Source organism: Longimicrobiaceae bacterium, assembly GCA_036375715.1.
GTDB lineage: Bacteria > Gemmatimonadota > Gemmatimonadetes > Longimicrobiales > Longimicrobiaceae > DASVBS01.
The window spans coordinates 20,069-33,577 of sequence record DASVBS010000080.1; the positions used below are offsets into that span (position 1 = coordinate 20,069).

Consider the following 13,509-nt stretch of genomic DNA (forward strand, 5'->3'; position numbering starts at 1 on the left):
GCAGAACCAGCGGTAACGTAGAACCAGCGCTAGCGCAGTACCAGCGACAATGACACCATCACCTGGGAGGCCATGCCCAGGTGAGTGCGTCGCCGCGCGAAGGCTGCGTCGAGCTGCAGCAGGGTGAGGTCCAGGCCCAGGCCGCCGGAGAAGAGATAGCCGTCCGAGATCGCCGCGGCCCCACCCCGGACCGGCAGCCACGGTAGCGGGCGGTACTCGGCACCGGCGCCGACATGGGTGTTCGGAGACGGGCTGCGGTCATCCCCCACCTGCTGACGAACGTCCGCGGACACGTACAACTGCGGCCCGACCTCATAGCCGACGCCGGCCGCTACCACCGGCGAGTACCCGAGCTCACGAACCCGTGCTCGCACCCGCTCGGGAGCCTCTGCATAAGCGCGGGCGCGAAAGTCGGTTCGGCGCTCTTCGGAAGTGAGGGAGATCGTTCCCGGGCGGAAGAGTAGCTTGTCCTCGTCCCAGGAAAAGGTGTTGAAGAGGTTCTGAACCGAGAGCCCCGCCTGGAACCGCCCTTCCCGCCACGCCACGCCAGCATCCAGCCCCACCCCGCTTCCACGGTCGCCATCCCCCAGCCCGAGGTTCTCGTCTGACTGCACGACGGGGAATTCAACTGCGACCTGTACCGGATCCGCGCTGGCCGCTCCACCCAGGTCCATCGCGGTCATCATCGCGTGGCCTACGGTGTACTTGAGCGTCGCACCCACCGCCACCGCACGCTCCTCCGTCTCCACCAGTGCACGCCCATAGCCCAGCGCCGCAGTAGAAGCGGCCACGACATCGAGGGAGGAACCCGTCAGCTCGATCTCGGCGGGTTCGCCAGTGCGCCCGGCGTTTCCGAAGAGGAGGAGCTCGGCCGCGCCCGGCCCCAGGTCGGCCACTATGTCGGCCGTGGTGGAGAGCTGAAAGGCGAGGCCACCCATCTGCACGCTGAGATAGGTAAGCTCGCCTCCCGCCCATCCCCGCTCCCCGTTCGCGCGGTCGATACGCTCCAGCCACCGCTCGCGCACCTCGTGGGGCACCTCGGAGTCGTCGTAGTCCGCCAGGTCCCCAAGGCCGATCGGCCCCAGACCCGCCGATCCGCGCACCGTCGCCACGGAACCGGAGACACTCGGTCCGTCCGGCATCCCCAGCCCAGCCGGGTTGATGCTGAGGGCGCTGAAACCCCGCACCCCCGCCGTCTGGTTTCCTCCCATCCCGAGCACCCCGGCCGCCGGGTTGGGGAGCTGCGCGCTCAGCGGACTCGCCGCGAAGGCCAGGGCGAGCACGACCCATCGCGCACCCATACCAGCCAACCGGCTCACTGCTCCCTCCTCGACCCCACGACCATTTCGAGCGCGGTGGTGAGGCTCACCTCGTCGTCGGGTCGGATGACCGTGCCCTCATCCCCCGAGCTTACGCGCCCGGCGAACTCGAAGACCACTTCGGCCTGCCCCACAATCGCCCGAGCTTCATCTCGGGTCAGATCGATCCTCAGCTCGGAGCTCCCCGGGGCGACTTCCAGCGGCTTGGTGATCTGCGCTCCTCCGGCCGTAATGTGCAGATCGAGGTCGGCGGTGAGCTCAAAGGGGTTCTCCAGCTCGATCAACACCGCGCCGCCGCGCAACCTCTCCGCGGCGGCATCGTCGATCTCGTTGAGCGCCAGGAGGATCGGATCGCTGGCTACCTCACGGTCACGCAGCCGCAGACGCACCTCGGCGAGGGCGACTCGAGCGGAGAGCTCGAGCAGGAATCGGTCGGTGAGGTCGATTGTCACCGGATCGCCCGCCGGCGAGCGCAGCGTGGCCGTCACTTCCAACGGCGCTGCCACCTCCGCGGCGCGCAGCGGGAGTGTGCGTCGGAGGACGGTGCCCGGAGGCAACGCCACCTCCCTCCCATCAATCGAATCCCGTGCGAGCAGCGCGGATCCACTGCGGACTGTCAGCACCAGGGTGCCGGGTTCGTCCCCGCCCGGGCGCAGCGGATCGAACGGGAAGTCATGCTGGATGGCTATCGCCAGCTCGCCCCCCTCCAGCCGTGCGGAGATCAGCTCTTCCGGAAGGGGCACCCCGCTGGAGACCGAGACGTCGAAGGCTGGTTTGGGTACGGTGCGCCCGTCGAGCGGGCCGCAGAGGGGACATATCTCTCCCAGCGAACGGGTGACCGATATTCCCGGCAGCTCGAGCTCGAAGGCTTCGCCCTCGTCACCTCCGCCCGCATCGCCGGTCACGATCGACCGCGCGGTGATGGTGGTGCGATCCACGGGGATCACCCAGCGGGTGTCCCAGTCGGGCAGCTCGGTGGGCAGGTCGCAACTCGTGAGTGCGAGCCCCAGCAGGAAAAGCGATGTCCCGGCGGCACCTGAGCGGGGGACGGTCTGGTGCAACGGCAATGGAGGAGTCTATCTGGTGATCGGTGCTGGCTAGGCCAGGAGAAAGTGAATTCACGCGGATCGATGGAGATGCCCGACCGGGTGCTTCGGTCGTCGGCCATCTCCTTGTCGTCACGGATCGCGCTCACGGGAGTGCGTGCGGCAACGCACCGGCCATGCCACCACCCTCGGTCCGCGGCGTCCGTTCCTGGGACGCCGCCATCCCGCAAACGAACGTGATCGATCACGCCCCCACGTCGTCGTCCGATACCCAAGCCGTTGCGCCCCAGAGGGATGCCCGTGCAGACGGCGACTCGCCCCCGGTTTGCAGGGAGCGGCGACGAGAGCCCCGCGGGCACGCCCGCCACACCACCGCGATCGAATCGAATGGACACGCTGCTCCACGACCTACGCTACGCGATACGCCGCCTCACGCGCGCACCGGGCTTCACCTTCCTCGCCGTGCTGACCCTGGCGCTCGGCATCGGCGCGAACAGCGCCATCTTCAGCGTGGTCAATGCGGTCCTGTTGCGCCCGCTGCCCTATCCCCAGCCCGAGCAGATCGACCGCGTATTCAGTACGCGCCGCGGCGAGCACATCCCGCTCTCGGGTCCGGACTTCTTCCAGATGAAGGACGAGACTCGGGCCTACGAGTCACTCGCCGCCTTCACCTTCTCATTCCCGAACCTGACTGGACGAGGCGAGCCGGTGCGCCTGAATGGGGTCTCGACCAGCGCTTCGTTCTTCGACGTCCTGGGCGTGCGTCCCGTGCTGGGGCGGACCTTCACTGCGGAGGAGAACGAGCCCGGGAGGCATCGTGTCGCGGTGCTGGGTTACGCGCTCTGGGTGGAGCGATTCGGTGGGCGGTCCGACGTGCTCGGGGAGGTGATCCAACTCGACGGCGAGCCCTACGAGGTAGTGGGGGTGATGCCGGCTGGGTTCGACTACCCCGCGGGTCGGGAGATCTGGCTGCCGCTCGAGTACGTTCCCGCCATGCGCGACGACCAGAACCGCGCCGCGCATTTCCTCCTGGCCATCGGCCGACGCCGGCCGGGTGTCTCCACCGAGGAGGGGGCAGCCGATATCGCCGCCATCGCCGGCCGGATCGAGCAGGCCTTCCCCGAGCTGAAGTTCGGCTTCGGAGGGACCGCTGTCTCTCTGCGAGAAGAGATGGTCGGCGAGATCGAGACGCCGCTGATGCTCCTGCTCGGAGCGGTGGGGTTCGTGCTCCTGATCGCCTGCGCTAACGTGGCCAACCTGCTCCTGGCTCGTGCCGCGGCACGGACGGGCGAGCTGGCCATACGGACAGCCCTCGGAGCGGAGCGTGGTCGGCTGGTGCGTCAGCTCCTGACCGAGAGCCTGCTGCTGGGGCTGATCGGCGGGGCGCTGGGGCTGCTGCTGAGCATCTGGGGGACCGCTTGGCTGGTCTCCATGCAGCCCCAGGGCATCCCCCGGCTGGACGAGGTGCGAATGGATGGGGTGGTGGTGGCCTTCACCGTCGTGATCTCGTTCGGCACCGGACTGCTGTTCGGGCTCGTGCCCGCCTACCAGGTCACGCGAGGCAACCTCGCCGACGCCATCCGCGATCGCGGGCGTGGCGCACTGACCGGGCGCGGCGCCCAGCGGACGCGGGGCATACTGGTGGTGGTCGAGACCTCCCTCGCGGTCATGCTGCTCGTCTGCGCCGGTCTGCTGATCCGTAGCTTCGCGGAGCTCCGGTCGATCGACCTCGGCTTCCGCCGCGAGGGGGCATTGTTGTTCGACCTTGCGCCTCCGCGGGAAAGCTACCCGGACGAGGATCGGATCCGAACCTTCTACCAGGCGCTGGAGGAACGCCTTGCCGCGCTCCCCGGCGTCGTGAGTGTGGGCTCCTCCTCGTCCGTGCCCCTGAGCGGCTTCTACGCGGGCGGGCCGCTGGTGGTCGCGGGCAGGGGTGAGCCGCAGCCTGGCGAGGATAACGTCGTCCAGGTGCGCGCGATCACCCACGGTCTGCTGCAGGCGCTGGGGGTTCCCGTGCTCCGAGGTCGAGGCTTCCAGCCCGAGGATCTCCCCGGCTCACCGCGCGTGGTGCTCCTCACCGAGGCCGCCGCCGCCCACTTCTTCCCGGATGAGGATCCGATCGGAAAGCAGGTGGCCATGATGTCCCCCGACGAACCGGAGTGGATGGAAGTCGTGGGCATCGTAGGGGACGTGCGCGCATCGGAGGTAACCCTCGAACCTGAACCCGCCATCTACGTCTCTCAGACGCAGCAGCCGCAGCGACAGATGACGCTCGTGGTGCAGACGAGTGGCGACCCGGAAGCGTTCATCCCGCTGGTCCGGCGCGAGCTGCAAGCGCTCGACCCCAACCTTCCGCTCTTCAACACCCGGACGATCGAGGATGTCGTCGACACGGCGGTGTCCCAACCGCGGTTCTACATGCTCCTGCTCACGCTTTTCGCCGGAGCTGCGCTGGCACTCTCCGCTGTCGGAATTTTCGGGGTGATGTCCTACGTGGTCACTCAGCGGACGCGCGAGATCGGCATCCGCATGGCGCTGGGCGCCGCGCCCGGCCGCGTGCTGAACAGCGTGGTCGGCGGGGCGATCGGTCTCGCACTGGCGGGCGTCGCGATCGGCATCGCAGGCGCATTGTTCGGCGGCCGGCTGCTTTCCGCACTCCTGTACGGAGTGAGACCGACCGATCCGGCAACCCTTGCCGCTGTGGCCGTGCTGCTCACCGGTGTCGCCGCTCTGGCGAGCTACTTTCCTGCAAGGCGAGCTGTACAGGTTGACCCAATTGTCGCGCTCCGAAGCGACAGTGAATGAACACCAAACTCAGGAGGCGGCAAATTTCGCCGCGCGGAAGGGAATGCGGCAGGAATTTCCGGCAGAATCGACCGGGCGGCGGGAGGTTCGGAGCTCGGCTATAATCCGGTATTTATTTGCACAAAAACGACTTAGAGGTCATGAGCAGAACCCGCATCGGAACGGTACACGGCGTGCCTGAGGGGCTGGGCGACCTGATGTTCCGAGTACCCGCGCACGACCGGAATCGCTCATGCACGCCGACACCGTCTCGACCACGACCCCTGCCGCCTCCGTCCTCATGCCCGGCGCGCCGGGGAGCGAGGATCGGGAGGCACTGATCGCGAGCCACCTTGGACTCGTCCACCACGTCGCCCGGCAGATCTCCCGCCGCCTCGCGGTGGACGTCGATTTCGACGAGCTGATCAGCGCGGGGACGATCGGCCTGATGAACGCCGTCGACTCCTTCGACGCGGACCGGGGAGCTGCTTTCAGCACCTTCGCGGCCCCTCGCATCCGGGGGGCGATCCTGGACGAGCTGCGGCGGCAGGATCATGTACCGCGGTCGATTCGGCGCAAGATGAAGGACCTCGCCGCGGCCCGTGAGGCGCTCACCCGGGATGACGGGCGCCCTCCCACGGACCAGGAGATGGCCGACTACCTCGAGATCGACCTGGACACCTTCTGGCGCTGGCAGTCGGAGGTGGAGTGCTCCTTCTTCCTTCCGCTCGACCAGCCGGTGGACGAGGACAACCCACGCGCCGGGACCGCCTCTCAGACAGTCGCGGGCGCCACCGCCGAGATGATCGAGAACGAGATCAACCTCCAGGAAGAGGTGGAGGTGCTCCGCGAAGCGATCATGGGGCTGAAGGAGCAGGAGCGCATCGTCCTCTCCCTCTACTACTTCGAGGAGCTGAAGCTGCACGAGATCGGCGCGATCATCGAGCTGACCGAGTCGCGCGTCTCGCAGATCCGCAGCCGCGCCGTCGCGAAGCTCCGGGCTCGCATCTCGAACCTGCGCGAGATGGCCGCCTGAGGCGAGTCCCGCGCACGGCGTCAGGCTCTGCCCCGCCCCACATAAGCGGAAGGCAGCGGCTGCGAAGCCCCGTCATCGACCCGATGGCGGGGGCTTCTGGTTGGGATCCCGGAGGGGTCAGCCGCCTGCCTCGGCCACGATGGCTTCGAGCTGCTCGGCCCGGTGGTCGCAGGTGTGGCGCGCCCTGATGGTCTCCAGGCCACTCTCCGCAAGCCGTGCGCGCGCCTCTTCGTCCCGGCTCAAGTGCTGGATCTGCTCACGCATCTCGGTCGGGCTCTGGACCGGCAGATAGTCCTGGCCGGCGCGGAAGAGCCCCTCCACATCGGGCCAGGGGGTGGACAGCAGCGGGATCCCGCAGGCCAGCGCTTCGAACGGGCGGATGGTGGGGATACCCGGAAGGAGGTCGAGGTACGGACCGCGGGGAATGTGGAGAGTCATTCGCGCCCGCGCGAAGGCCTCCGGTACGCGATAGTTCGGGATCCACCCCCGGAACTCGATCCCTGCCTCTTTGATCCGTCGCAGCCCTTCCGGAGGGTAACGCACACCATGCACGGCGAAGCGCAGCTCGGGTAACCGACGAGCCGACTCAACCAGGTACTCGTCGATCTCGCGAGTGCGCTCGTCGTCACCCCAGTTGCCGATCCACACCACGTCGTCGAGCTCACCTTCCGGAGCGGGGCGCGGGTAGAAAACCGAAGTGTCCGCGCCCTCGTGAAAGGTCCACACCCGGCGTGGGCCGAAGTCGCGCCGGTATACCTCCGCCAGGGACTCGCCATACGCGAGCACACCGTCGTAGTGCTGCAGGTTGAATCGAGCCGTCTGCCAGGGCACGGTGGCCGGACGATGATGGGTGTCGTGGAAGAGGAGGAGAAAGTCGTCCCGCCGCCTTCGAACATAACCCACCGCTCCGACCAGCTCCGGCTCGTTGAACTCGTGGACGATGACCACGTCGGCGCCACGGGTCAGCTCGTCCGTGCGTTCCAGGATCTCCTCCCAGGGCCCGTAGGTCCGGACTTCCAGGTCGGGGAAGAGGCGGGCGAATTCGACGATCGGTTCGTGTCCGTGGTCCCGGATCAGCTCTTCCGTCGACCAGTTACGCGCGCGCTCCACCGCGAGCACCTGGTGCCCTCGCCGCCTGAGCGAGCGCAGCAGCCCACGCAGGAAATGCGCATTACCGTGGCTCCAGTCGCTCACCACGGAGTGGGCAAAGAGGACGAGGTGCATGGCGGTGGAAATTGGAAGCTAGAAGCTAGAAGCTAGAAGTTAGAAGCCATACCCTTCCCCGAACCTCACCTTCCTGGTCTCCTCTTCCTTCCCTGTCGGGGTTGCCAGAAGGGTGTACAACTCGGGTCTTCTGGCCCGCAGCCACCGGCGGCCGGAGGAGAGCGGTTGCTGCGAGGCGTCGAGGTCGGCGATCACGAGGTCGTCGCCCAGCGCCGTGGATTCCGCAATCACCTCGCCGTACGGATCGAGAACCATGGCGTTGCCGGTTCTCACCTCATCGTCGTCCAGGCCCACTCCGTTGCTGAAGATCAGAAAGAGGCCGTTGTCGTGGGCCCGGCTCGGTAGCCAACGCATCAGCCATGCGCGCCCCTTGGGTCCCTGGAACTCCGCCCGCAGCCGCTCTGGGTCCATGTCGCGGCGCACCCAGAGCTCCGGGTCGATCCGCTTCATCCCGCGCGGGCTGACCGAGTCGCACCCGCCGGTCTGGTGGGGCGCCAGCAGGATCTCGGCGCCGAGCAGGGTGGTGATGCGGGCGTTCTCGACGAGGTTGTTGTCGTAGCAGATGAGCACGCCAACCCGGCAGCCGTGCGGCGTGTCGAACACGGTGTAGCGGTCCCCCGGCGATAGATGTTCGCTGACGAAGACGTGCAGCTTGCGGTGCACGGCATACCTGCCGTCGGGCATCGCCACCAGGTACGAGTTGTACAATCGCCCCTCCCTGTCCCGCTCCACCAACCCGGCCCCGATGGTGATCCCCAGCGCGTGTGACAACTCGATCAACTCGCGCGAGACGGGTCCGTCGGGGATGCTCTCGGCGAGGGCTTCGACGCCCTCACGAGGAAGCTTTCGCACGTGCCAGTAGCCGGTGAGGCACATCTCCGGGCAGGCGAGGATTTCCGCTCCCGCCGCGGCAGCCTCCTCGGCGAAGCGGCGTACCCGGGCGAGGTTGCGCGAGATGTCGCCGGGAGCGTGCTGGAACTGCGTGGTGGCTACGCGGATGTCGCGCATCATTGAATGGAGTGCGGGTGAGTGCATCAAAGCCACATCCTCGGCAGCGATCTCTGCCTCCGCAAGCATCCTCTTGCGCGGCGCAGCGCGAGCCCTATCTTCCCCAGCGCTTGAAATTGATTCTCAAACGCAAGGGAGGAATTGGTGCGCAGCATTTCGGGGCTGTTGGTGCTGGCGGTTGCATTCGCCGTCCTGGTGGGAAGCGAGCCGCTGGGGGCGCAGCAGCCGGCGGTGACGGTTCGCGGTCGGATCGTGGACGAGCGTGGCGCGCCGGTAGCGGGAGCCACCGTGCACGTGCGAGGGGCAGCCGAGGAGGCGGCCGTGACGGATCCGCTCGGCTCGTACGAGCTGGGTCCGTTGCCGCCCGGAAGCTACCGGCTGGTGGTGACCGGCGCCGGCTACCGGACCACGGAGAGGCGGATCGAGGCGCAGGCTTCGACGGTTCAAGCAGACGTGGTGCTGGCCGCCGAACCTCTGTCGCTGGCGCCCCTGCAGGTGGTCGCGGCGACACGAACCGGCACGGCCGCGGCTACTCTGCCGGTGAAGGTCAACGTGGTGGAGCAGGCCGAGGTGTCGCTCCAGCGCAGCCTCGCCACCAGCCCGACGGAGATCCTGGCGAACCTCATTCCCAGCTTCTCGCCCCCCCGGCAGAAGCTATCCTCCGCCGGTGAGAGCTTCCGCGGACGGCGCCCGCTGTTCCTGATCGACGGCGTGCCGCAGTCCAATCCCCTGCGCGACGGTCGCCGCGACGGCTTCACCATCGACATGGAGGCGATCGAGCGGGTCGAGGTGATCTTCGGCGCGAACGCCATCCAGGGGCTGGGGGCGACCGGCGGGATCGTCAACTACGTGACCGTCAGCCCTCCAGTGACGGGGGAGCTGATGCAGCGCGCCTCCGTCGCCACCACCAGCGGCGACGGCTTCGATGACGACGGCCTCGGCTGGAGGGCACACTACCTGGCGGGCAAGCGATGGGACCGGTTCGACCTGCTCGGCTCCTTCAGCTATGAGCACCGGGGCCTTCAGTTCGACGGACGCGACCGCCCCATCGGCGTGGACAACGTGCAGGGAGACGTAGCCAACTCCCACAGCCGCAACTTCTTCGCGAAGCTGGGCTGGGAGCCGACCGCGAGTCAGCGACTGCAGTTGATGGTCAACGACTTCCGCCTCGCCCAGGAGGGGGAGTTCGAGCTCGTCCCCGGAGACCGGGCGAACGGCATCCCCGCAACCGCCGTAGCCGCCCACCCGGAAGGCGTCGAGCCGATCAACGACGTCACCACGGCTTCGCTCGACTACGAGCACGGCGACGTTGCCGGCGGCCGGCTCTCCGCCAAAGTGTACGTCCAGGATTTCCGGGCGCTCTTCGGCGGCGGCCGCTTCGATTCGTTCCAGGATCCCCGCATCGCACCGATCGGCGAGCTCTTCGACCAGTCGGAGAACAACTCGCAGAAGTACGGGGCGCGGCTGACTTACGCCCTGGATCACATCGCCGGGGCGCCGGTCGGGCTCATCTCCGGCTTGGACTTCCACCGCGACCGCACCTTCCAGCGGCTGGCGCACACGGACCGCAACTGGGTGCCGGAGACCACCTTCCTCAACTACGCCCCGTTCGCCCAGCTCGACCTTGACGCCACCTCGTGGCTGTCACTCTCGGGAGGACTGCGCTGGGAGCTGGCCGAGCTGGACGTACCGGACTACACACCGCTCGCGGCCAATCGGCCGGATTACGAGCTGATCACCGTCACGGGCGGAAGCCCGGGCTTCGACGAGCCGCTCTTCAACGTCGGAGCGGTGGTCAACCCGATCGAAGGACTGCGCTTCTACGGCACCCTGTCGCAGGCGTTCACCATGCCCGACGTGGGGAGGGTACTGCGCGCGGTGTCCGAGCCGGGAACGAGCGTCGAGAGCTTCCTCGCCCTCGAACCAATCAAGACCGACAACCTCGAGTTTGGCGGCACATACGGCAGCGATCGGGCGCTGGTCGGCGTGACCTACTTCGAGTCCGAGGCGGAGATGGGCTCCCGCCTGGTGCCGAACTCGGATGGAATCTTCCAGGTGATGCGCCAGCCGACGCGCACCAGCGGCTGGGAGGTCACCGGCCGGGTGGCGCCGAGCCCCATGCTCGCCCTGCACGGCGGCTACTCGATTCTCGAGGGCTCTTTCGACGGGGATGGAGACGGGAGCCTCGAGTCGGACCTGGGTGCGGCGGACATCGGGCCGAACCGACTGAACCTGGCGCTGGACCTGACCCCAGGCGGGCGCCTCAGCGGCCGGCTGCAGACGCTGACCTTCTTCGACCGCGACTTCCGCGACGGAGCGGGCGAGCTCACGGCCCAATTCGACGGCTACACCACCGTGGACGCTTCGCTGGGCGCAGATCTTGGCCGCTCCAACCTGACTCTTTCCGTCTCGAACCTGTTCGATGAGCAGTACATCACCTATTACGGGCAGGCGGCGACCGACCTCGCCGACCGGTACTTTGCCGGGCGCGGCCGGACGCTCACGCTCAGGCTCGAGACGCGCTTCTAAGGCGGCCTTCGCTCGACGGCTGACGCGCCAGCTCCACGCCTGGGTGGGGCTGGCGCTCTCCGTGGCGATGTTGGTGCTGGCGCTGACCGGCTCGGCGCTGGTCTACAAGGAAGCGTACTGGCGGCTGGTCTATCCCGAGCTGCGAGTCGCGGCACCGACACCGACGCCCGAGGAGCAGGCGGCGGCCATCGAGGCGGCAGCGGACGCGTTCGGAGAGCGGTTGCGATCCGTGAAATTTCCCGAGCCGGGGGTGGCTGGCTACCACCTCTACCTCGAAGGGGGCGAGGCATTCCTCTCGATCGGAGACCACCGGGTCATCGACGAGTGGGGCTCGCGGGATCGCCTGATGAGCTTCCTCTTCGACCTGCACGCGCACCTGCTGGCAGGCGAGGCCGGCGAGCGGGTCGGCGGAGTGATCTCGCTGCTGGGGGTGTTCCTGGCCGTTACGGGGCTCGTACTCTGGTGGCCGGCGCGACGGCAGTTTCGTGTGCGGCACCTGCTGCCGAGTGGAGTCCGTCGTCGCGACCTCATCGCCTGGCACCGCAACCTCGGCCTGGTGAGCACCCCGATTCTGTTGGTCATCCTCCTCTCGGGCAGCGGGCTGGTCTTCTACGCTACCGCGGGGAAGCTCCTTAACCGACTCTTCGGTGATCCCCCGCACACGGCCTCAGCTCCTCGCAACGAACCGCGTCCGCCGGTTCAGCCGGCGGATGCCGGGATCCTGCTTCGGGTGAAGGAGGAATTCCCGGAAGCCCGCCTGGTGTTCTACTACCCACCCGGCGCGGCAGCCGGGCACCACGAGTTTCGGCTGAAGCAGCCGTGCGAGCTCCATCCCAACGGCCGATCGTACCTCTACCTGGACGGGGCAGGACGCGTACTCGCCAAGGAAGATGGCTGCGCGATCGCGCCGGGACAGGTCGCGCTCCATGCCACCTATCCCCTCCATTCGGGCAAGGTCGACAGCGCGCTCTACCGCCTCGCGGTGTTCCTGAGCGGCCTCGTCCTCGCGGCCCTGTCCGCTAGCGGTGCGATCGCGTACGCCCGCAAGCTGGGCTGGCTGGGACGATCCTGATCATCCCTGGTCCTCGAACTTCAGTCCCAGCCGCTCCGCCAGCCGCTGAGCGTCGCGCGGGGCGTGCACCTTGGCGTCGTTGTCGAAGTAGATGTAGGCGTCGCGGCTACGGTGACGCCGCGGGGGAAGGTCGGTGCACCGCCTCGCATCGGGCGGCTCCTTCCCCGCCTGCCAGAGACGGATCCGCTCCGCCCACCAGTCCAGCTCCTCGTCGGTGTAGCGGCTGGCGTAGGTCTCCTGGGAGCCGTGCAGGCGCAGGTAGACGAAGCCGGCGGTCACCTCCTCGGTGGAAGGCCAACTGGCGCTGTCAGAGAAGACGATGGCGACGTCGTACCGCCGGCAGAGGCGCACGAACGGCTCGCAGAAGAAGCTCTCGTGACGCGGTTCGATCGCGTGCCGAAGCTTCCGCTTGCGGCGCGACGTGGTCCAGGCCCGCCCGTTCAGCCGATGATCGTGACGCTTTGCGATCCTCGCCGCCTCGGCCGTGTCCCGCGGCAGGGCCGAGAAGAACTCTTCGATCCTCTCTTCGTCGAAGCGGAATCGTGGTGAGAGCTGCCACAGTAGCGGACCGAGCTTCTCCTCCAGACGCAGGATCCCGGAAGCCAGGAAATTCGCCAGCGCAGACTCGATGTCCCGCAGCTTCTTGTTGTGCGTGATGTAGCGGCTCCCCTTGACCGCGAAGCGGAAGCCGTCCGGCGTCTCCTCGTACCAGCGCTGATAGGTATCGGGTTTCTGGAGGGAGTAGAAGGATCCGTTGATCTCGATGCTGTTGAGGTGGCGGCTGGCGTACCACAGCTCACGGCGCGCGGGTAGCCCCTTGGGATAGAAGTCCTTGCGCCACCCCGCGTACGTCCACCCGGAGATCCCCACGCGGAGATCCGGCATACAGCCCTCCTGAAGGTCGTCCGCGAAGGCAGAGGGCGGCGGCCGCCGCCCACGCTATGGGGCACGACCCACGCAACCCGCGCTCCTCAGCCTCCCGACAAACGAAAACCCCCGGCGGGCGAACCCGTCCGGAGGTCTTGGGGAATCCGCAAACGAAGACTCTTCTCAGAGGCCGGTCGCCTCGAACGTGCCGAACACGATGGGCTGTCCCGTGGTGCTGTCGACGGCGCGAGCCTCCAGGCGGTTCACTCCCGGCTCCTCCCCGAGGGTCCACCAGTCCCGCGCGAAACCTTCTTCGTTCGTCACCCCCGCCCCGGCATAGACTGAACCTCCGCCAGCCACGACCACGAAGTTGACGATCTGGTTCGCGACGGGCCTGCCGAGCCCGTCCAACACCTGCACCACCACCGGATCGGGCAGCTCGCTCCCGGCGGGGGCCTGCTGCCCGCCGCCGATGAGCACCGCCGTGATCGGTCCTGCCGTCTCGAGGCTGTCCACGACTCCGGCGCGGCTGCACCCGGCGAGCCAGCCGATCGAGAGAACCAGGACAGCAGGAATGAACTTCCTGAAGATGGTCATGGAGATGCGTCGTTCTCGGAAATCGCG

General features: G+C 67.7%; 10 protein-coding genes. 4 read left to right on the top strand and 6 right to left on the bottom strand.

Annotated features, from left to right (window positions below; translation table 11 throughout):
• Nucleotides 1–29: 29 nt before the first annotated feature.
• Together traF and VF167_17195 are read right to left on the bottom strand one after the other, a co-directional pair.
• Entirely contained in the window at nt 30–1,319 is a 1,290-nt protein-coding gene (gene traF, locus VF167_17190) for a conjugal transfer protein TraF (GenBank protein ID HEX6927163.1), read from the bottom strand.
• Nucleotides 1,316–2,380, bottom strand: a complete 1,065-nt coding sequence (locus VF167_17195; GenBank protein ID HEX6927164.1) for a hypothetical protein — start codon at nt 2,378–2,380, stop codon at nt 1,316–1,318. The genes traF and VF167_17195 overlap by 4 nt, the downstream gene beginning before the upstream one ends.
• A gap of 372 nt (nt 2,381–2,752) precedes the next feature.
• On the opposite strand from VF167_17195, the gene VF167_17200 reads away from it, so the two are divergent.
• On the top strand, nt 2,753–5,170 hold the full coding sequence (locus VF167_17200) for an ABC transporter permease (GenBank protein HEX6927165.1): 2,418 nt from the start codon (nt 2,753–2,755) through the stop codon (nt 5,168–5,170).
• Nucleotides 5,171–5,402: 232 nt separating this feature from the next.
• Nucleotides 5,403–6,185 carry a FliA/WhiG family RNA polymerase sigma factor gene (locus tag VF167_17205; GenBank protein HEX6927166.1) on the top strand — a complete coding sequence of 261 codons (783 nt, stop codon included), beginning with the start codon at nt 5,403–5,405 and terminating at the stop codon, nt 6,183–6,185.
• A gap of 117 nt (nt 6,186–6,302) precedes the next feature.
• Here VF167_17205 and VF167_17210 read toward each other — a convergent pair whose 3' ends face one another.
• The gene (locus tag VF167_17210; protein HEX6927167.1) at nt 6,303–7,409 is read right to left on the bottom strand and encodes a glycosyltransferase; all 1,107 of its coding nucleotides are present in this window, start codon (nt 7,407–7,409) and stop codon (nt 6,303–6,305) included.
• 39 nt (nt 7,410–7,448) lie between these two features.
• Complete coding sequence (locus tag VF167_17215; protein ID HEX6927168.1) at nt 7,449–8,420, bottom strand: nitrilase family protein; 972 nt, start codon at nt 8,418–8,420, stop codon at nt 7,449–7,451.
• A 141-nt stretch (nt 8,421–8,561) separates the two neighbouring features.
• Between VF167_17215 and VF167_17220 the strand changes: the two genes are divergently transcribed.
• Entirely contained in the window at nt 8,562–10,946 is a 2,385-nt protein-coding gene (locus tag VF167_17220; GenBank protein ID HEX6927169.1) for a TonB-dependent receptor, read from the top strand.
• Nucleotides 10,840–12,018, top strand: coding sequence for a PepSY-associated TM helix domain-containing protein (locus VF167_17225; protein ID HEX6927170.1), 1,179 nt, complete (start codon nt 10,840–10,842; stop codon nt 12,016–12,018). Before VF167_17220 ends, VF167_17225 begins: the two co-directional genes overlap by 107 nt.
• Here the strand turns inward: VF167_17225 and VF167_17230 are convergent, their stop codons facing one another.
• Both VF167_17230 and VF167_17235 read right to left on the bottom strand, forming a co-directional pair.
• Nucleotides 12,019–12,903, bottom strand: coding sequence for a DUF72 domain-containing protein (locus VF167_17230; GenBank protein ID HEX6927171.1), 885 nt, complete (start codon nt 12,901–12,903; stop codon nt 12,019–12,021).
• A gap of 165 nt (nt 12,904–13,068) precedes the next feature.
• On the bottom strand, nt 13,069–13,509 hold a 441-nt coding region (locus tag VF167_17235), incomplete at its 5' end, for a hypothetical protein (protein HEX6927172.1).